The following is a 19,334-nucleotide window of genomic DNA, read 5'->3' as shown; positions in this document are numbered from 1 at the left end:
CGGCATGACGATGAAGCTGGCCACGGCGGCGATCCTGACGATCGTGTCGAGCGAAAGCGCGGCGCGATCGATCCAGGTCGCCACGCCGGCGGCGTATCGCGCCGCATTGAAGAGCGCGACGGCCGGCGACACGATCGTGCTGGCCAACGGCGTGTGGCGCGATTTCGACATGGTGGCCGATGGCCGCGGGACACCGGATCGGCCGATCACGATCGCGGCGGAGACGCCGGGCGGTGTCATCCTGTCCGGCGCGTCGCGGCTACGGATCGGCGGCACGCATCTGATCGTCTCGGGACTGGTGTTCCGCGACGGCGCGTCGCCGACCAAGGAAGTGATCTCCTTCCGGCGCGATTCCGATACGGTCGCATCCAACGTGCGTCTGACGCAGGTCGTGATCGACCGCTTCAACAAGGGCGATCGCCGCGCCGAGGATATCTGGGTGGCGATTTACGGCGCCGACAATCGTGTCGACCACAGCTGGTTCGCGGGCAAGGGCAACGCCGGGGTGACGCTGGCGGTGATCCGCCCCAAGGGGCAGCCGGGAGAAAACCGCATCCGGATCGATCACAACTATTTCGGCCCCCGCCCGCCGCTGGGCAGTAACGGCGGCGAGACGATCCGCATCGGCACCAGTGAGGAATCGCTGAGCGATTCCAAGACGGTGGTCGAGCGCAACTATTTCGATCGCTGCGACGGCGAGGTCGAAATCGTCTCGGTCAAATCGGGCGGCAACATCATCCGCGAGAACACGATCTATCAGTCGCAGGGCTCGATCGTTCTGCGCCACGGCAACGGCAATCTCGTCAGCCGCAACGTGATCCTGGCCGGCGGCAAGCCTTCGACCGGGGGCATCCGGATCATCAACGCGGGTCAGCGGGTGCGCGACAATTATATCGAGGGCAGCCGCGGTACGGACTTCACCTCCGCGATCGCGGTTATGAATGGCGTACCGAATTCGGCGATCAACCGGTACACGCAGGTGTCGGACGCGGTGATCGAGCGCAATTCGATCATCGATCCCAGCCGGATCGTGTTCGGCGCCGGTAACGACGCCGAACGTACCGCGCCGCCGATCGCCAGCCGGTTCGCCAGCAATCTCGTCACGGCGGCGAAGGATCCGTTCCGCGGCGAGGGCGACGTGTCGGGCATCGCGCTGTCGGGCAACATCGTCGACTTCGCGCCAGCGATGACCAGCATGACGCAGCGCACGATCAAACTGACGCGCGCCGCCAACGGCCTGCTCTACGCCGCCGGAACCGATGTCGGCGCGCCGCGCGACCTGACGCCCGTCACCAAGGCCGAGGCCGGTCCGTCGTGGTATGCGAAGGTCGACGATGTCGCCGCGTTCGGCAGCGGGCGAACGCGTTCCGTGCGGCCCGGCGACCTCGGGTCCGCAAGCGCCGCGGCTGGTGCGGGCGACACGCTGCGGCTGTCGGCCGGCAATTATGCAGTGTCGTCGCCGATCGCGGTGGCGAAGCCGCTGACGATCGCCGGCCCCGCCACCGCGCAGATCCGCTTCACGTCCCCTGCTCTGTTCCAGTTGGCGGAGGGCGGCAGCATTCGGATCGAAGGCCTGACGATCACGGGCAAGGGGTCGGTCGTGCGTTCGGCGCCGACCTCCACGATCGCCAATTATGCCGTCGAGATCGTCGGCACGACGTTCCGCGACATCGCCGGCGACGTGATCGCCACCACGCCATCGACGCTGGCCGATCATGTCACGATCGATCGCGCGACATTCGTGGGCGTGCGTGGCACGGTCGTCGCGGCGGCATCGGAAACGACGCGGCTCGGTCACTATCCGGTCGAACGCATCGCGATCACCCACAGTCGTTTCAACGATGTCCACCGCGTGGCGGATGTCGCGCGGCTCGGCACCGACGAAAGTACGTTCGGGCCAGGTTTCACGCTGACGGGATCGAGCGTCACCGGTGGCGGCGCCCCGGCCGTCGTACTGTCGGGTGTCCAGTCGACGACGATCGCACGCAACGGTTTCGATCGTGCGGGCGGCATCGCGATCCGGCACAGCGTCGGCGCACCCGACACCGTGATCGTCGGCAACCGCTTCACCGGCACGCCCGCGCCGATGCTGACCGCCCTCTATCCGCAGGGCGCGCCACGCGTGACGCTGCGCGACAACACCGGAATTCCCCAATGATCCGCCTCCTCGCGTCTACTGCTGTCGTTCTCGCCGCGCCCGCCTATGCGCAGGAGGCGCGGCCGGTGCTGAACGATCCGGCGGTGCTTGCCGAGATGGGTCGCGAGGCGGCGCGACTGCCGCTGCTCGCCGCCGACCTGACCCGCGCGCGGGCACAAGTCGACGCGAGCATCCGTGACGGCATCAACGTGCCGGTGCCCAAGGATCCGGGCGGCGGCGCGACGCACGAACAGCATCGGCGAAACTATCAGGCGATCTATGCCGGCGGGCTGCTCTATCGCATCACCGGCGAGCGGAAGTACGCCGACCACGCCCGCGACCTGCTACTCGCCTATGCCAAGCTCTATCCGACGCTCGGCAAGCATCCCGCTGCGTCGAACCAGGTGCCCGGGCGCCTGTTCTGGCAGAGCCTGAACGATAGCGTCTGGCTGGTCTACGCCGCGCAAGGCTATGACGCGATGCGCGACACGCTGACCCCGGCGGTTCGCGCGACCATCGACGCGCAGGTGTTCCGCCGGATGGCCGATTTCCTGTCGATCGAGACGGCGGCCAGCTTCGACCGCATCCACAACCACGCGACATGGGCGGCGGCGGGCGTCGGGATGACCGGCTACGTGCTGCGCGACCCGAAGCTGGTGACGCGCGCGCTGAAGGGCAGCGACGGCAGCGGCAAGGCGGGCTTCCTGCGGCAGCTCGACCTGCTGTTCTCGCCCGACGGCTATTATGCCGAAGGGCCCTATTACCAGCGCTATGCCCTGCAACCGTTCGTGATGTTCGCCAACGCAGTGGCGAAGAACGATCCGGCGCAGAAGATCTTCGCGTATCGCGACGGCATCGTGCTGAAAGCCATCACCTCCGCGATCCAGCTGACCTACGACGGCTATTTCTTCCCGATCAACGACGCGATGCCCGACAAGAGCCTGAAGACCGACGAGCTCTATCAGGCGGTGGCGATCGGCTATGCCGCGACGCGCGATCCGACGCTGCTCGGCATCGCTCAGTGGCAGGGTCGCACCGTGCTGACCGACGACGGTCTGGCGGTGGCGCGCGACGTGGCGGCCGGCAAGAGCCGGCCGTTCCCCTTCGCATCGAAGCTGTTTCGCGACGGTCCCGCCGGCGACCAGGGCGCGCTGGCGGTGATCCGCGATGGCGCGGGCGACGACGCGCAGGTGCTGGTCGCGAAGAACACCGCGCAAGGGATGGGGCATGGTCATTTCGACCGGCTCAACTGGCTGCTGTACGATCACGGCCAGGCGATCGTCACCGACTACGGCGCGGCGCGGTTTCTGAACATCGAGGCCAAGTCGGGCGGGCGCTACCTGCCCGAGAACGACAGCTGGGCGCAGCAAACGATCGCGCACAACACGCTGGTGGTGAACGAGACGAGCCACTTCGCCGCCAAGCTGAAGCCCGCCGAAGCCGTCGCGCCGAAACAGCTGTATTTCGGTGAGACCGGCGACACGCAGGCGTCGACCGCGGAGGAAGCGGGTGCCTATCCCGGCGTCACGTTCCGTCGGACGCTGGCGCAGCTGCGGGTCAAGGGTCTGGGCAGTCCGCTGGTCGTCGATCTGCTGAAGGTGACGGGTCGTGCGCCGGCGAAATACGACCTGCCGCTGCACTACAACGGCCATCTGATCGACACCGGCTTCCCGCTGCAATCGAACGTCGCGACGCGGCCGGTGCTGGGCACGAAGCAGGGCTATGAGCATCTGTGGGTCGATGCGACCGGCACGCCCGACGCGAGCAACGGTCGCGTGACGTGGATGACCGAAGGCCGCTTCTACAGCTATCGCATGGCGACGCCGGGAGTGCAGGTGATCCTTGCCGAGAGCGGCGCCAACGATCCGAAGTTCAACCTGCGGCGCGAGCCGGCGATCATCCAGCGGCTGGAGGGGGCGACGAACGCGACGTTCGTCAGCCTGCTCGAGGCGCATGGCCGCTACGACCCATCGACCGAAATGGTGTCGAACAGCGCCAGCGCGGTGGCGGGCGTCGTTCATGCGCGCTCCGTTGACGCCGACATCGTCACGATCACGCTGGTCGATGGTCGCCGCGTGACATTCGCCATCGCCGACGACGCCAACGCGACGAAGCCGCATTCGGCGACCGTCGACGGGCGGAAGCAGGCATGGACCGGCCACATTGGCCGCTTCGATCGGGAGACGGGCAAGTGACGAGCAGCCGCCAGACCTCGAAGCTGCGCTGGGCGGTCATCGCGATGATCGCGCTGGCGACCGTCATCAACTATATCGACCGCAACGCGCTGGCGGTCATGTGGCCCGAGGTGTCGAAGGACATCGGCGCCGACAAGGCCGACTACGCGCTGCTCGTCACCGTGTTCATGCTGGCCTATGCGTTCGGACAGGCGATTTTCGGGCGGATCTTCGATGTCGTCGGCACGCGGATGGGGTTTGCTTTAGCGATCATCGTGTGGTCGCTGTCGATCGGTCTGCACGCGTTCGCGCGGACGCTTGGCGTATTCGCGATCCTGCGTGTGACGCTGGGCATCGGCGAGGCGGGCAACTGGCCCGGCGCGGCCAAGGCCAATGCGCTGTGGTTTCCGGCGAAGGAGCGCGCGTTCGCGCAAGGCATCTTCAATGCCGGTGCGTCGCTAGGCGGAATCATCTCCGCGCCGTTCGTCGCGCTGCTGTTCGCCGGCTTCGGATGGCAGGGCACGTTCCTGGTCATCGCCAGCTTCGGCCTGCTCTGGCTGCTGCCATGGCTGTGGCTGTACCGCAGCGATCCCGCCACCCACCCGTGGCTGAGCGAGAGCGAGCGCGCGCATATCCTGGGCGGCAGCGGGGCGGACGACATCGCCGCGACCGCGGCGATCACGGGTTATTCTCCCGGATTCCGCGAGATGCTGACCCATAAGCAGAGCTGGGCGGTGATCGTCAGCCGCTTCTTCCTCGATCCCGTCTGGTGGCTGTTCGTATCGTGGCTGCCGATCTATCTCGCCGAGACGTTCGGCTTCGACGTCAAGCAGATCGGCTATTTCGCGTGGGTGCCGTTCGTCGGCGCGATGCTGGGCAGCCTGTCCGGCGGCTGGCTGTCGGGCGCGCTGATCGGGCGCGGGTGGAGCGCGCTGAATGCACGCCGCGTGATGATTACGGCGGGCGGCGTCATCATGATGCCGGCGCTGCTGCTGACGATGGGGGCCGCCGACCCGCTCTATGCCGTGCTGCTGATCGCGGTCGTGCTGTTCGGCTTCCAGGTCGCGATCAACAACATCCAGACGCTGCCGGCCGACTATTTCGGCGGCGGCACGGTGGGCTCGTTGGCGGGAATCAGCGGCACGGCCGCCGTCGCCGGCACGCTCATCACCACCTGGCTGGTGCCCGAACTCACCAAGATCAGCTTCGCGCCGATCTTCGCCATCGCGGCGGGCCTCGTCCCCGTCGCCGTCCTCTCCGTGTGGCTGCTCGGCGGCCGCACCGCACCCATCCAACCGAAACAGGGATAAGCCTCTCATGACATTCGCAAACAAGGTCGCACTGGTCACCGGCGGCGGACGCGACATCGGCAAGTCGGTGTCCGAAAAGCTCGCCGCGGGCGGCGCCAGGGTGATCGTCAACTATCGCAGCGACGAAGCCGCCGCACAGGCAACCGTCGACGGCATCGTCGCCGCCGGGGGGCAGGCGGTGCTCCACCGCGCCGACGTGACCAGGGCCGACGAGGTCGCCGGACTGGTCGAGGCCGCCGGCGAGCGTATCGACATCCTCGTCAACCTGGCCGGCGGCATGGTCGCGCGCAAGACGCTGGCGGAGATGGACGAGGCGTTCTTCGACACGGTCATGGACCTGAACCTGAAGTCGGCGTTCCTGGTCACCAAGGCGGCATTGCCGAAGCTCGGCAAGGGCTCCGCGATCGTCAACGTCGCATCGCTGGCGGGTCGCGACGGCGGCGGGCCGGGCGCGTCGATCTATGCGACGTCGAAGGGCGCGCTGATGACGCTGACGCGCAGCTGGGCGAAGGAGATGGGGCCGCAGGGGATTCGCGTGAATGCGGTGTGCCCGGGGCTGATCGGCACCAGCTTCCATGACATCTTCTCGAAGCCCGAGGGGCGCGCCGCGACCGCCGGCAACACGCCGCTGCGCCGGGAAGGCCATCCCGACGACGTCGCCGACCTGATCGCCTATCTGGCGTCGGACGCGGCATCGTTCCTGACCGGCACCTGCGTCGACATCAACGGCGGCCTGAGCTTCTCATGAGCGTGCTGCTGGCGATCGCGCTGCAGGCAGCGGCGCAGAAACCCGCGCGCACCGATGCGGCGAAGCTGGAGCCGTACAAGATCATCCTGGTCGGCGATTCCACGATGGCGCCGATGTCGGGATGGGCGTCGATGTTCTGCGCGCACCATGTGAAATCGTCGGTCGCGTGCCTGAACGTGGGCCGCGGCGGACGATCGACGCGCAGCTATCGCCAGGAGGGCTCGTGGGACATCGCGCTCGCCGAGGCGAAGGTCGCCGGATACAAGGCGACCTACGTCCTGATCCAGTTCGGGCATAACGACCAGTCGAGCGCGTCCGAGCGCTGGACCGACATGACGACCGAGTTCGGCCCCAACCTGACGCGGATGGTGCAGGAGGTTCGCGCGGCCGGGGCAGTGCCCGTGCTGCTTACCCCTCTCACGCGCCGCGAGTTCAAGGGCGGCAAGCTGAACAACACGCTGGAGCCGTGGTCGGCGGAGGTTCGCAAGGTCGCCACCGCGTTGAAGGTTCCGCTGGTCGATCTGAACGCACGCAGCGCCGCGCTGATCCAGCAACTCGGGCCCGAGCAGTCGATGCAGCTCGCGCAGGTCCCGCCCACGGCGGAGGAGCTGGCTGCCGCAAAGACGGGAAGTACCGCCAAACCGAGACCCGCCGAGGAAGCGCGCGCGCCCGACGCGCCGACGACCGCCACCGGCCCGCGCGGGCAGTTCACGCGAAAGTTCGACTATACCCACGTCGGCGATGTCGGCGCAGGCGTGTTCGCTCGTCTCGTCGCCAATGGCCTAGCCGTCACGGTGCCGGACCTGCGCAGCCAGATCGCCCCGTAATTGGTTGGACAGAATCATAAACCAATTGGATTGACACAGCTTCGCTAACTGGTGAGTAGGAAGATAGAGCGAAATCGCCAGGGAGAGGAAGTATGACAGGTCGCCACCAGATCGCGCGAAGGGTGTTGCTCGCATCGGCAGCCCTGCCGCTGCTGATCGCCGCCCCGGCCATCGCGCAGGATGCCACGGTCCCGACCACGCAGGATGCGCCCGCCGACGACGCCAGCGCGGATATCGTCGTCACCGGTATCCGGCGCACGCTGCAGACTTCTATCGAGCAGAAGAAACTGGAGACGGCGATCGTCGACACGCTGTCGTCGAACGAGATCGGCGACCTGCCCGCGCTGTCCGTCGGCGAGGCGATCCAGACGATCACCGGCGCGACCACGCATCGTGAAAAGGGCGGCGCGTCCGAAATCGCGCTGCGCGGCCTCGGCTCGTTCCTGTCGAACACCACCTTCAACGGCCGCGACGCCTCGAACGGATCGGGCGACCGTGCGGTGAACTTCAACCAGTTCCCGTCCGAGCTCATCAACGGCATCAAGATCTACAAGTCTCAGCAGGCCAACCTGGTCGAGGGCGGCGTGGCCGGCACGATCGAGCTGGAGACGCTCAAACCCCTGGATTTCAACCGCCGCCGTATCCAGGCGGAGATCAAGACCAACTACAGCCCGTACCAGGATCGCATCATCGGTTCGAGCGCGTGGGGCTGGCGCGGCACGCTGAGCTATGTCGATCAGTTCGACGCCGGCAGCCTTGGCCGTATCGGCATCACCTTCGGCGCCCAGCGCAACAAGACCAATAACCCGGAAGAAACCGTCGCGGCGTCGTCCACTTGGGTGGCCTGCAACCCCAACATCGTCGCGGCGGCAGCGAACTGCACCGAGGTGTCACGCGCGCAGGCCGCAGCGGGTACGCCCTTCTACCTTCAGCCCAATGCGATCACCTATCGTCAGATCAGCGAAAGCGACCAGCGCGACGCGGTGTTCGGCGCTGTCCAGTGGCAGCCGTCGCCGAACCTCGACATCAACCTGGACGTCCAATATTCGAAGCGCGACTATACCGAGCGGCGGTCGGACCTGAACCTGTCCGAGACGCGCTATGGCCTGCGCAACGTCGTCTATGACGCGAACCATATCGTGCAGAGCTTCACCGGGCTGACCTCGCTGGAGTCGACCGGCACGATCCTGGCGCGCGACGAGGAATATCTGGGCGGCGGCGGCAATATCGAGTGGCGCCCCGCAGACCGACTGACGCTGACGGCCGACGTATCCTATTCGCGGACGATCCGCACCGATGTCGAGCGCTCGGTCCGGCTGCGCACCGATCCCTTCGACGTGTTCAACGTGCGCACGCCGATCAACAACCAGCGCGTGCCCTATACCTATGAGATCAAGCCCGGCAATTTCGCGCCGACGATCACGATCGATCCGCGGTTCAACCTGAACGACCCGACGTTGTTCAGCGACGACGCCCGCTTCCGCCGCGACGAGTTGCAGCGGCGCAACGAGATCTTCGGCACGCGCTTCGACGCGACGTACAAATTCGATGGCTTCCTGAGCAGCCTCGCGGTCGGCGGACGCTATTCGCGGCTGACGTACAGCGACTATGACGACCGGGTAGAAGTGACGCAGGACGATCGCGCGCTCGACGCCACGGTCAACGTCGCCTGTCGCAACGGCACCTTCCCCCAGACCGACTATCTGAAGTCGGCCGAAGGCAATGTCATCAACCGCTGGGCGACGTTCGATCTCGAATGCCAGTTCGCGCGCTATCCGACCGCCCCCAAGGCACGCAACGCCGACCTGCGCAACGTCGCCAATCGCGATGTCACCGAGGATACCTATGCCGCCTACATCATGGGCGAGTATCGCGGCGATCTGGGTAGCATGCCCGTGCGCGGCAACTTCGGCGTGCGTGCGGTGCGGACCGATGTCGTGTCGAACGGCCTGCGCAGCGACCTGAACGTCGTCAACAACCCCGACGGCACGATCCGCCTGGTGCCGACGGGCAATTTTGACACGGTGACGATCGAAAGTTCGACGACGCGCTTCCTGCCCAGCGTCAACGCCGTGTTCGAGCCGCAGCAGAACGTGCAACTGCGCGTGGCCGGCTATCGCGGCATGTCGAAGCCCGCGCCGTCGGCGCTGGGCGCAGGCCGGACGATCCAGCTCGACGACGGCACCGGCTTCAGTGACGTGGCGGATGCGATCGCGCTCATCACCGCCAACGGGTCGCCGCGGCTGCGCCCGCTGATGTCGTGGAATGTCGATGCCGCGGTCGAATGGTATCCCAACCGCGATTCCATCGTCGCGGCGACGATCTACAAGAAATGGTTCACCGGCGGCTTCATCCCCGTCGTGCTGAACGAGGATTTCACGATCGGCGGCCGCGACGTCAGCGTGCCGGTGGTGCAGACGCAGAACAGCCCGGACAAGAGCAGCGTCTATGGCCTGGAAGTGACGCTCGCCAACCGCTTCTCCTGGCTGCCGGCGCCGCTCGACGGTTTCGGCGGCAAGGTCAGCTACAATTTCGCGATCTCGGATTTCGAGAACGAGGATATCCGGCTGGGCGACGTGCTCGATCCGACCACCGGCGTGGTGACCCCGGGGATGATCCCGCCGGCCAACCTGTCGGGCTATTCGAAGCACGTCGTTTCCGCGCAACTCTATTATCAGTGGCGCGGGCTGAACGTGCAGGGTGTCTACAACTACCGGTCGAACTATTATCAGGACTTCGTCGGCGGCAACTCGCAGCTGCGCTACGTCCGCGGGAACGAGACGTTCGACCTGCGCGCCTCCTACGACCTCAGCAAGGCGGTGCGGGTGCAGGTGGAGGCGGTGAACATCTTCGACGCGCCCAAGGTCACCGACATGCCGGTCGAGGGCAGCAGCCGGCAGTTCCACTATTACGGATCGCGCTATTTCCTGGGGCTGCGCGTTCGACTGTGATCGATCACGCCCGCTTGTCTTGATCGGCAGGCGGGCTAGAACTGTCGTCCGTCGCCAATGGGGAGCGCTGAGTGTCCGATCGCCTGTTCCAGAGTATCGCCGAGCAGATCACCGACCTGATCCGCGCCGGCGAGTTCGCGCCGGGATCGCGGTTGCCGGGCGAGCGGGAGCTGGCCGAGCGCTTTGGCGTCAGCCGGGTAACGATCCGCGAGGCTGAGATCGCCCTGCAGGCGATCGGGGTCATCCGGATCAAGACCGGGTCGGGCGTCTATGTCGCCGAGAATGCGCTGGCGGACACGGCCCGCCTGCCGAGCGTCAGTGCGTTCGAGGTGACCGAGGCGCGCGCGCTGTTCGAGAGCGAGGCGGCGGCGCTCGCCGCGCCGATCATGTCCGATGGCGACCTGGCGAAGCTCGACGGGTTCCTGGCGGTGATGGCCGAGGAGGCCGATCCCGAAAGCGCGCGTGCGAGTGCGGCCGACCGCGAGTTCCACATGACCATCGCCGCGGCATCGGGCAATCGCGCGATCATCCACGTGATCGGCGAACTGTGGCGGCTGCGCAACGAACTGCCCGAGGTCCGCACCACGCACGAAGCGGTTTGCCAGCGAGACAGCTCGACCCGGCACGACGAGCACGCCCGCGTCGTCCAGGCGCTGCGCGCGCATGACCCGAAGGCTGCACGAGTGGCGATGCGGCAGCATTTCCATCGCCTGCAACAGGCCATGCTCGACGTGACCGAGGAGCGCGACCTGAGCGAATTGAAGCGCAAATCCGCTGAGAGCCGCGAACGCTTCCTCATGAGCGTGCGCATCTGACCACCGACGGCGGTGCTGTCGAACGTAACGCACCTGCACCGCTTCGATAACCGCCCCGCTAAGCTCGCCTAATGGTCGTCCCGTCCTCGTTCAGGAGCGGTGCGGCAAACGGCTCGGGTCCTGGGGTGCGTGAAAATCCGATCGATCGCGTGACGCCGCGATAGGATCTGAGCGTCGGATGCGCGATCTCCGCCATCAGGTTTTCGGCGGCGACCTGCGGATCGTCGAACATGTCCTCGACGGCGCGGGCGACCGAACAGGGCACGGCATCCGCCAACAGCGTTTCCCAGTCCTGGGCGGATTTGTTCAACAACCTCTCGCGCAACCGGGGCACAAGCTCATCGGCGTGCGCCGCCCGCTTCTTCACGCTGTCGTAACGGGGATCATCGGCGAGGTCATCCAGCCCCACGCGCTCGCATAGCGCACGCCAGAATCGTGCAGTGTTGGCGGACAGGTATAGCCAGCCATCCTTGGTCGGGTGCAGCCCGGTGATCCCGCCCGAGCGCATGTCGCGGGAGATGTCGTGGCGCTCGCCCTCGGCCTGGACCATCCGTGCGGACTGCATCGTCATCGCGCTGCGCAGCAGCGACACGCCGACCTGCTGGCCCTTGCCGCTGCGCTCGCGTTCGTAGAGCGCCGACGCGACGCCGCCGGCGACCAGCGCCGCGGCGTAGTAGTCGACCGGCGACCCGTAGATCAGTTCGGGCGCTCCGCCGGCGCGACCCTGCAGGCGGGTCATGCCGGTCATCGCCTGCAGCACCTGATCGTACCCCGCCTTGCCCGCCATCGGCCCGCTCTCGCCATAGCCGGTGACCGCGCAGTAGATCAGGCGGTCGTTCAGCGCCGAGAGAGTCGGATAGTCGATGCCGAGACGTTCGGGCACGCCGGGGCGGAAATTATGGACGAGGACGTCGGCTTCGGACACGAGACCGAGCAAAATGGCGCGATCGTCGTCCTGTTTGAGATCCAGAACGACGCCGCGCTTCGACCGGTTTACGCCGAGGAACGCGCGGTTCTCGCCCTCCAGGGTCGATGGGTATTGGCGCAGATTGTCGCCGGCCGGCGGCTCGACCTTGATGACGTCGGCGCCCTGATCGGCGAGGATCGTGCAGCCATAGGGCCCGGCGATATAGGCGCTGAGATCCAGTACCTTCACGCCGGTCAGCGGACCGTCGGGACCGGTGCGCTTGGGGCTGCGGAACGCCGTCATGCGGCGTCTCCGGGCGCGAGCCGCAGCCACGTCAGCCGCCACGCGCCGTCATCGCGCCCGCCGATGCGGTAATAGGGTTCGAAGGCGATCGGCGCGCGGTCGAGCGGGTGCAGCATGAGCGTTTGGCCGTCGCCTGTCAGCGCTTCGTCCGACAGCCGCACGGTTTCCTCCGCCTTGAACCCATCGACCAACCCTGTTGCGTAAACGAGAGGTCCACGGGTGAGCGCGACATAGTCGTGCCGAAGCACCTCCTGCGCGACCGGCGTACCATCGGGTGCGAGCGATTCCTGCACGTTGCGCGACGCTGCGTGCTGGAGGCGAGGGGGCATCGGTAGCGTCAACGTAACGCGATCGGCGGTATTCACGCGGACATAGCTGTCGGCGACGAGCGGACCTTCGACACCGCCGAGAGTCGCGCCCTCGGCCCAGTCCGGGAGGCGGATCAGCAGCGGCGCCGTCGCGCCGCCGGCATCGACCGTGAACGTAATATCGCCGGCGAACGGATAGGCGGTCGTCTGCGTCACCGTCACCGCGCCGATCCCGGGCACGTCCAACGTCGCCTGCGACGGCCCGAGCAGGTTGACCGCGATCGCCCCGCCAGTGGTCACGCCATAGGCGATGCCTGGCAGCTCCTCGATGGCGATCGCGCCGCTCGACTTGCAGCAGCGCCAATAGGTGGTGTGGACCCGCCTGCCATTGGGGAAGCTGTAGTAGCACCAGTCCTCGCCGTCCGCCCCTTGCGCACCGAGCAGGTCGTTGTACGCGCTGCGCTCGATCGCCTGCGCGAATTTCGCGCCGCCCAGGATCGACAGCAGTTCGCGGTTGAGCTGAATCCATGCCATCGTCGAGCAGGTCTCAACATAGGCGTGGGGGCTGAACGTCGCGGGCGCGTTGAACACTTCGCGCGAGCGATGCGCGACCCCGCCCCACGGACCGCCGCCCAGCGTCAGGTGGTCGCGGCGGACCTTCTCCCACAGCGTGTGCACCGCAGTTAGATAACGCGGATTGCCGCTGGCGCGGTGGAGCTTGGCGACGCCGACGAGATTCCACAGCAGCTGATACGCCTTGCCGGTCGCGATCGCGGACGGGTCGTCGCCGTTCAGCGCGGCGGTCACGAACGCGCTGTGCGGATCGCTCTCCGCCTGATCGAGGATCAGCACCGCGAGATCTCGGTAGCGCGCCTCGCCGGTCGCGAAGTACAGCTCGCATGCCGGATCGATCAGCACCGTTGCCGACAGGCCGAAGTGGTTGCCCAGATCGGTGATGCGCACGTCGCCCTGCGTCAGCGTGCGCCAGACGAGGTCGCCGATCCGCCGCGCCGCCGTCAGGTAGCGATCGTCGCCGAGCGCGCGCGCCGCTTCGATCAGGCCGAGGATCAGATAGGCATGGGTCCATATGTCCCATGTCCGCACGCTGGGTTCGCCGTTCCAGCTGAACGGCTTCGGCGGCTGCGGCACCATGAAGCGGCGCAATGGCGGATAGTTCCCGAGATAGCCGTCCGCATCCTGCAACGTCAGCAGGTGATCGGCGACGGCACGGACGCGCGGCAACATCGCAACATCGCGCGAGCGCGCAGCGGCGTAGAGCCACTTGCCGGCATGCTCGCCGTACCAGTCGCCACCTTCGTTGGCGACAACGGTGTCGGGATCGAAGATCGCGATCGCCGGGCTGTCCGGACCGGTGACGAACGTCGCCAGCCGGCCGGCACGGTTCGCCGCGACCGCGTCGCCGAGCGGCCCGCCGAGCGCCACTGCACCCGGAGGGGCGAAGGTCATGAAACGATCAAAGGTCAACGGCGCACCGGAAACCGATACCGCCTGACCGATCCTTCGACGGGGCCATCAGCAGATACTTGCCGTGCTGATCCAGCGCATAGCCTTGCGGAAAATACCAATGCGAGCTGTGCGGCTGATACGGGCTGCCCCCGCGCAGCACCGCGGCGCGGACATGGGCGTCGCGATATTCGTCGGTCCACTGCCAGACGTGTCCGGTCATCGCCATCACGCCGAACGGGCTGGCACCGGTGGGATGGGCATCGACGTCGGCCAACGCGGGCATCGCGCGCTCCAGCGACGGTGGTGGTGCCGCATCGGCGCGCCAGTCGTCGCCCCAGGGGTAGCGGCGACCATCGGGCCCTTGCGCCGCATATTGCCATTCCCATTCGCGCGGCAGGCGCTTGCCCGCCCAATCCGCATAGGCGCGCGCATCCTCGATCCCGACCCAGACAACCGGCTGTCGTTCGCTGCCGGGGGCGGGTGCGCCGTCGACCCAGTGCCGCAGGAAATTATGCGTGTCGGCGGGTGCGTAATGGCTCGCATCGAGGAACGCCTTGAACTGGGCGTTGGTGACCGGAAAGCGGTCGATCGCGAAGGCGTCGAGCGCGATGCGGTGGCGGTGGAAGCGACGCGGGTTGGGTTCCCACGGATATTGGACGTCGACGCCCTCGGCTGCGTATCCCTCGATCACCACGCCGTGCACCGCGAAGTCGAAGGTCGCGGCCGGGATCGCGACCATGTCGGCGGGCGCATCTTCATATGTCCGTGTCGGAGCGATCGGCACAAGCGTCTGCTCGGCGGAAGCCCAGGTCGCCGACAAGTCCGAAAGCGGGGTGGCGGCCTGGGTCGCCATGTCGGCAAGGAAGGCGTCGAGCCCGGTGCGGTCGGCGCCGCCCTGAAGTTGCAGCAACGCGGCGAACCCGCGCGCTTCAAGGTCGCAATCGAACCACGCGCGACCATCGGCGACCCGGGGCGTCACCTCGCGTCCGTTCCAGACATCGAAGTAGCTTGCCCCATCCACATGCGCGACCGCGATCTGATCGCCCGACACCGCATATTCGTTGCGGTTGATTAGGGTCCACAGCGTTGCGTCCACGCCGGGCCAGCGACTGGCGAACACGCCGGACTGCAGCGTCCGGTCGTAGGGGATCCACTCGTCGGTCACGAAAAACGGCGCGAACCGCCGCTGGATCGCCGCGACGCGCCGCAGCGTCGCCGCGTCGCGGTCGGTCAGGCGATTGATGAAACCGAATACATTCTCCCACGCGACATAGCCGATGCCGTTGAAGAAGGCGTGTTGCAGGTCGCTCCAGCGGTCGCGGCTCCAGCGGTTCTCGATCTGGACGATGTGGCGCGGTTCGACCCATTTCAGTTTCAGGACGGCGGGGATCGACTCGTTGGGGACGCGCTTCGTCCAGCTCTGCAGGTTCCAGCTGAGGATATGGTCGCCGGCCTGCGCGGTCGATTCGGGCTGGAGCACCACCGGCATCCCGCGCGCCTCGCACGCGACATGAAACGCGCGCGGCACGCCCGAATAGGTGTCGCCGTTGATCCCGTCGGCACCGACCGCCGCGACGATGTCGGCCATCCGCTCCCAGTCGGGCGCGTGGCCTTCGCGCGTGCCATGGTCCCACGGCATCGTGGGCAGGAACACCCTGACCCCGCGCGCATGAAAGTCCGTGACCACCTGCTTCAGACCGTCGAGGCCGCCGGGCAGGTCGTGGACCAGATCGAACTGGCCGCGATCGTCGACGCCGATGTTGGGATAGATGTACCATAGCAGCACGCTGTCGACGCCGCCGAACCGCGCCTCCAGATCGTCGAGATAGCGGTCGACGGTATAGCGGCCGGTGTCGGGATCGTAGAAGTGCAGATCCTCGACCATCGTCAGCGCGTGGACGAAATTGCGCTGCGACCAGGCGAGGTCCGCCCGGCGGTAGAGGCTGTCGTCGAGGCCGATGCGCAAGCGATGCTCGCGTCGCCATTCGCGCAGGCCCGTGAGCCATTCATCGGCCGCGCCGGCGACGTCGATCGTCCAGCGGCCCATCTCCTGAAACGGCCATCCCGGCACCTTGCCTGGGGTGGGCAGATACGGGCCGGTCAGGGCGTGGCTGAATTTGACATTGCTGGTGGTGTGGTGGGGGGAGGTCATCGCATCGCTCAGATAGGGTGCGCGGACTGGCCGCAATAGGTCGAGAGCGCGGCCAGCGCCTGCGGATCGTCCGACGTGTCGGCCAGCAGCCGATCGACGTCTTCGCGCGTCGGGATGCTCGACTGCGCACCGGGACGGGTGGTCGCGAGGGCTGCTGCGGCGGTTGCCCTGCGGAGGGCGTCGGGCAGCGTTGCACCGCTCGCGAGCGAGGCGGCCAGCATGCCGCAGAAGGTATCGCCCGCCGCCGTCGTATCGGTCGCCTCGACGCGGAAGGCCGGCTGGAACAGCAGTTTGCCATCGACCCTCGCGCAGCAGCCGCGCGCGCCGAGCGTGACGACTGCGGCGGGCACGTCCACCGCGGCCAGCCGGTCGGAGATCCACTGGCCACGCCCCGCGATGATGACAAGTTCTTCCTCGTTGGCGACCAGTACGTCGACCGCCGCCAGCAATTCCGCCGACACGGACTGCGCCGGCGCGACGTTCAGCAACACCTTCACGCCGGCCGACCGGGCGGCGCGGGCGTAGGCGGTGACCGTCGCCATCGGCGTTTCGAGCTGCAGGACCAGCCACGCGATGCCAGTCAGGTCGGGCAGGTGATCGGGCGCCAGCGCGGCGTTGGCACCGGGCGCGACGGTGATCGCATTCTCGGCCGCGTCCGACACGGTGATGAGCGCGCCGCCCGTCGCACTATCGCTGCGAACGATGTGGAGCATCACCCCGGCATTCGTCAGCGACGCCTCCAGCATCGCGGCCGGGGCATCGTCGCCCAGCGCCACCAGCATCGCCGTGTCCGCGCCGCCCGCCCGGGCGGCGGCGACGGCCTGGTTGGCGCCCTTGCCACCCGGAACGATGGACAGGGCACCACCCATCACCGTCTCTCCCGGCGCCGGGATGTGGCTGGCGCGCACGACATAGTCGGCGTTGGCGGACCCGGCGACCAGCACCCGTCCGCCGACTGTCGAGATGGTCACGCGACCGTCCTTTCGTCCTGCGACCGCCCGGGGCTTCAGAAATCGCTGCGCAGGTTCAGCGACACTACCCGCCCGCGACCGGCGAAATAGTTCTGGAAGAAGTCGATCTGCGAGAAGGCGAGGAAATAATATTTGTTGAACAGGTTTTCCACGCCGAGCGAGAATTCGCCTACGCCCTTGGCCCGATACTTCGCGGTCAGGTCGAACAGCACACGGCCCGTGGTGCGCTCGCCCTGATTGGTTTCGCGACCCATCAGCTTGTCCATCCCGAGCGAGATCGAAGCGTCCGGGGTCGGTAGCCATGTTCCGGTCAGGCCGAGCTTGTCGGGTGAGATGTTGACGATGCCGAGTTCGACATCGACCGGCGTCACCACGTTGTTGGCGCGGGTCGTGAAGCCCTTCAGATGGCTGTAGAGCACATTGAAGCGGAGCTGCTGCGTGGGCCGCACTTCCGCCGTCGCCTCGACGCCCTCGATCCGGACCGGCCGCCGCTGCAGGATGAAGTCGAGCGTGACCGGATCGACTGCGAAGGTCGAGCCAAGCGGCGAGAAGGAGCGATAATAGGACGCCCCGACGCTGCCCCAGCGCCCGCGCCAGTTCGCGCCGATTTCCTTGTTTTCGAAGACGACGGCCTGCAGGTCGGTGATACCCTCAACGCTCTGGCCTGCCACGCTGATATTGCGCAGCGGAATACCGATGTTGGGCAGCGTGAATCCCTCGGTATAGGCACCGAAGATCGAGAAGCCTGCACCCGGCCTGACGACCACGCCGGCGTTGAGCAGGTCGTTGGTGTACTTCAGCGTGCCGCCCGACACGAAAGCCCGATTGCGGAAGTAGGTCGTGGTATAGTCATCGACCTTGATCCTGCCGTCTTCATGGCGAACGCCGCCGGTCAGCGTTACCGGACCCGCCTCGTAGGTCAGCTGCAGGTATGGCGCGTAGCTGGTGTACTTCAACGGCGGCACCCAGACCCGATCGGTCAGAGCGAGCCGCTGCTCGGTGGTGTCGTGGACCGCATCGAAACCGAAGCGGAGTTCGAAGCCGTCGACCACGAAATCGGGCCGCGTGTAGGAACTCCGCACGCCGTATTTCTTCGAATTGATCTCCGACTGATCGACCAGCGTGCCGAGCGGCGCGATCAGCGGATCCTGGCGGTCGACGCCGTTCTCGCCCGCGAAGCGCATCGCCTGCTTGGCGTAATAGGCGGTCGCGACGAGGCTGCCGCCGAACAGATCGTTGTGGCTATAGTTCAGCGCGGTCTGCTTGAAGTCGTTGAATTCCTGACGAAGGATGTTCTGCCCGTTGACGAGCTGCTGACCGCGCTCGGCGGTATCGGGAAGGCCCGAGGCGCGGCTGCCCGGGACGTAATAGTAGTTGCCCTTGCCCTCCAGCCGGAAATAGCTGCCCGTCAGTTCGAGCCGTTGCTCGCCAAAATCGAAGCCGGCCTTGGCGAAGACGTTTTTCTGCCGCGTGTCGGCGAGCGAAAAGGACGACGACAGGCCGATGCGCCGGCCACGTGCGTCGTACGCCATACCGCGATCGAGATATTGTGCCGCCACGAACACGTCGAAGCCGCCGGATTTGTAGGCGAGATCACCCTGAACCTTCCAGCTTTCGCTGTCGTCCTCCAGCTGCGTGCCGAACCGGCCGCCGGCGTTGATGTGCAGGCCGTCGCGGGTCGCGCGCTTGGAGATGTAGTTGATGACCCCGCCGGCGGCGCCGATGCCTTCTGCGGCGGATGCGCCACCGATCACCTCGATCCGCTCGATCACCGCCAGGTCGGTGAACGTCGCGTTGCGGCTGCCGTCGCGCAATGGAGTCGATTGCGGAATGCCGTCGAGCAGATAAAGCGCGACACGACCGCGCAGGGTCTGACCCAACGTATTCGAGGACTGGTTCGATTCCGAATAACTCGGCACGTTCTTCGACAACACCGCAGTCTGATCCTCGGTGATGGCCAGCGATCGCTGGACGTCCGCCGGCGAGACGATGGTGATTGCGCCCGGAACCTTGTCGACCGCCTTTGGCGTGCGGGTGCCGGTGACGATGACGTCGGGGCCGTCGCGCTCGTCCTCGTCGGCCGTCGTGTCCTGCGTGGTGGGTTGCGATGCGGCCTGTTGGGCGTGAGCGCCAGTCCAGGCCGTCGACATCAGAAGCGTAGCCGCCGTGGCGCGCGCGAAGTTCCTCATAATCCCCTCCCTTAGTTATTTGCGACGAGTGTATCGGCGGCGTTCGTCCGAATAAAACGGGCAGCCCTGCGTTCA

The 19,334-nt window shown here is 66.7% G+C and carries 12 protein-coding genes; 7 read left to right on the top strand and 5 right to left on the bottom strand.

Annotated elements, in window-relative coordinates; genetic code table 11:
- The first annotated feature begins 4 nt into the window (after nt 1–4).
- The 7 genes from ACX40P_RS13290 to ACX40P_RS13260 all read left to right on the top strand — a co-directional run bounded on the left by ACX40P_RS13290 (nt 5) and on the right by ACX40P_RS13260 (nt 10,962).
- Complete coding sequence (locus ACX40P_RS13290) at nt 5–2,158, top strand: chondroitinase-B domain-containing protein (RefSeq protein WP_459126837.1); 2,154 nt, start codon at nt 5–7, stop codon at nt 2,156–2,158.
- On the top strand, nt 2,155–4,332 hold the full coding sequence (locus tag ACX40P_RS13285) for a heparinase II/III domain-containing protein (protein ID WP_459126836.1): 2,178 nt from the start codon (nt 2,155–2,157) through the stop codon (nt 4,330–4,332). The genes ACX40P_RS13290 and ACX40P_RS13285 overlap by 4 nt, the downstream gene beginning before the upstream one ends.
- Complete coding sequence (locus ACX40P_RS13280) at nt 4,329–5,621, top strand: MFS transporter (RefSeq protein ID WP_459126835.1); 1,293 nt, start codon at nt 4,329–4,331, stop codon at nt 5,619–5,621. Before ACX40P_RS13285 ends, ACX40P_RS13280 begins: the two co-directional genes overlap by 4 nt.
- Nucleotides 5,622–5,628: 7 nt before the next feature.
- A complete protein-coding gene (locus ACX40P_RS13275) occupies nt 5,629–6,369 on the top strand; it encodes an SDR family NAD(P)-dependent oxidoreductase (protein ID WP_459126834.1) in 741 nt (246 codons plus the stop codon).
- Nucleotides 6,366–7,196 (top strand): rhamnogalacturonan acetylesterase, encoded by an 831-nt coding sequence (locus tag ACX40P_RS13270; protein ID WP_459126833.1) that lies wholly within the window; start codon nt 6,366–6,368, stop codon nt 7,194–7,196. Before ACX40P_RS13275 ends, ACX40P_RS13270 begins: the two co-directional genes overlap by 4 nt.
- A gap of 92 nt (nt 7,197–7,288) precedes the next feature.
- Nucleotides 7,289–10,147, top strand: a complete 2,859-nt coding sequence (locus tag ACX40P_RS13265) for a TonB-dependent receptor (RefSeq protein ID WP_459126832.1) — start codon at nt 7,289–7,291, stop codon at nt 10,145–10,147.
- 71 nt (nt 10,148–10,218) lie between these two features.
- Complete coding sequence (locus ACX40P_RS13260; RefSeq protein ID WP_459126831.1) at nt 10,219–10,962, top strand: FadR/GntR family transcriptional regulator; 744 nt, start codon at nt 10,219–10,221, stop codon at nt 10,960–10,962.
- 58 nt (nt 10,963–11,020) lie between these two features.
- On the opposite strand, the gene ACX40P_RS13255 is transcribed toward ACX40P_RS13260, so the two are convergent.
- From ACX40P_RS13255 to ACX40P_RS13235, 5 genes are read right to left on the bottom strand one after another with little or no spacing between them, the layout of a single operon-like run.
- On the bottom strand, nt 11,021–12,172 hold the full coding sequence (locus tag ACX40P_RS13255; RefSeq protein ID WP_459126830.1) for a CaiB/BaiF CoA transferase family protein: 1,152 nt from the start codon (nt 12,170–12,172) through the stop codon (nt 11,021–11,023).
- A complete protein-coding gene (locus ACX40P_RS13250; RefSeq protein WP_459126829.1) occupies nt 12,169–13,947 on the bottom strand; it encodes a glycoside hydrolase family 127 protein in 1,779 nt (592 codons plus the stop codon). The genes ACX40P_RS13255 and ACX40P_RS13250 overlap by 4 nt, the downstream gene beginning before the upstream one ends.
- Nucleotides 13,948–13,954: 7 nt before the next feature.
- On the bottom strand, nt 13,955–16,099 hold the full coding sequence (locus ACX40P_RS13245; RefSeq protein WP_459126828.1) for an SUMF1/EgtB/PvdO family nonheme iron enzyme: 2,145 nt from the start codon (nt 16,097–16,099) through the stop codon (nt 13,955–13,957).
- A gap of 8 nt (nt 16,100–16,107) precedes the next feature.
- The gene (locus ACX40P_RS13240; protein WP_459126827.1) at nt 16,108–17,070 is read right to left on the bottom strand and encodes a ribokinase; all 963 of its coding nucleotides are present in this window, start codon (nt 17,068–17,070) and stop codon (nt 16,108–16,110) included.
- A 35-nt stretch (nt 17,071–17,105) separates the two neighbouring features.
- On the bottom strand, nt 17,106–19,259 hold the full coding sequence (locus ACX40P_RS13235) for a TonB-dependent receptor (protein ID WP_459126826.1): 2,154 nt from the start codon (nt 19,257–19,259) through the stop codon (nt 17,106–17,108).
- Nucleotides 19,260–19,334 lie beyond the last annotated feature (75 nt).

This window comes from Sphingomonas sp. RS2018, from assembly GCF_054489605.1.
This window is presented reverse-complemented; position numbering and strand designations above follow the sequence as displayed.

What these genes read in the sequence shown, in the direction of transcription:
- ACX40P_RS13255 (WP_459126830.1), bottom strand. Translation starts at nt 12,172, where the DNA reads ATGACGGCGTTCCGCAGCCCCAAGCGCACCGGTCCCGACGGTCCGCTG.
- ACX40P_RS13235 (WP_459126826.1), bottom strand. Translation starts at nt 19,259, where the DNA reads ATGAGGAACTTCGCGCGCGCCACGGCGGCTACGCTTCTGATGTCGACG.
- ACX40P_RS13250 (WP_459126829.1), bottom strand. Translation starts at nt 13,947, where the DNA reads ATGACCTTCGCCCCTCCGGGTGCAGTGGCGCTCGGCGGGCCGCTCGGC.
- ACX40P_RS13275 (WP_459126834.1), top strand. Translation starts at nt 5,629, where the DNA reads ATGACATTCGCAAACAAGGTCGCACTGGTCACCGGCGGCGGACGCGAC.
- ACX40P_RS13290 (WP_459126837.1), top strand. Translation starts at nt 5, where the DNA reads ATGACGATGAAGCTGGCCACGGCGGCGATCCTGACGATCGTGTCGAGC.
- ACX40P_RS13265 (WP_459126832.1), top strand. Translation starts at nt 7,289, where the DNA reads ATGACAGGTCGCCACCAGATCGCGCGAAGGGTGTTGCTCGCATCGGCA.
- ACX40P_RS13285 (WP_459126836.1), top strand. Translation starts at nt 2,155, where the DNA reads ATGATCCGCCTCCTCGCGTCTACTGCTGTCGTTCTCGCCGCGCCCGCC.
- ACX40P_RS13270 (WP_459126833.1), top strand. Translation starts at nt 6,366, where the DNA reads ATGAGCGTGCTGCTGGCGATCGCGCTGCAGGCAGCGGCGCAGAAACCC.
- ACX40P_RS13245 (WP_459126828.1), bottom strand. Translation starts at nt 16,099, where the DNA reads ATGACCTCCCCCCACCACACCACCAGCAATGTCAAATTCAGCCACGCC.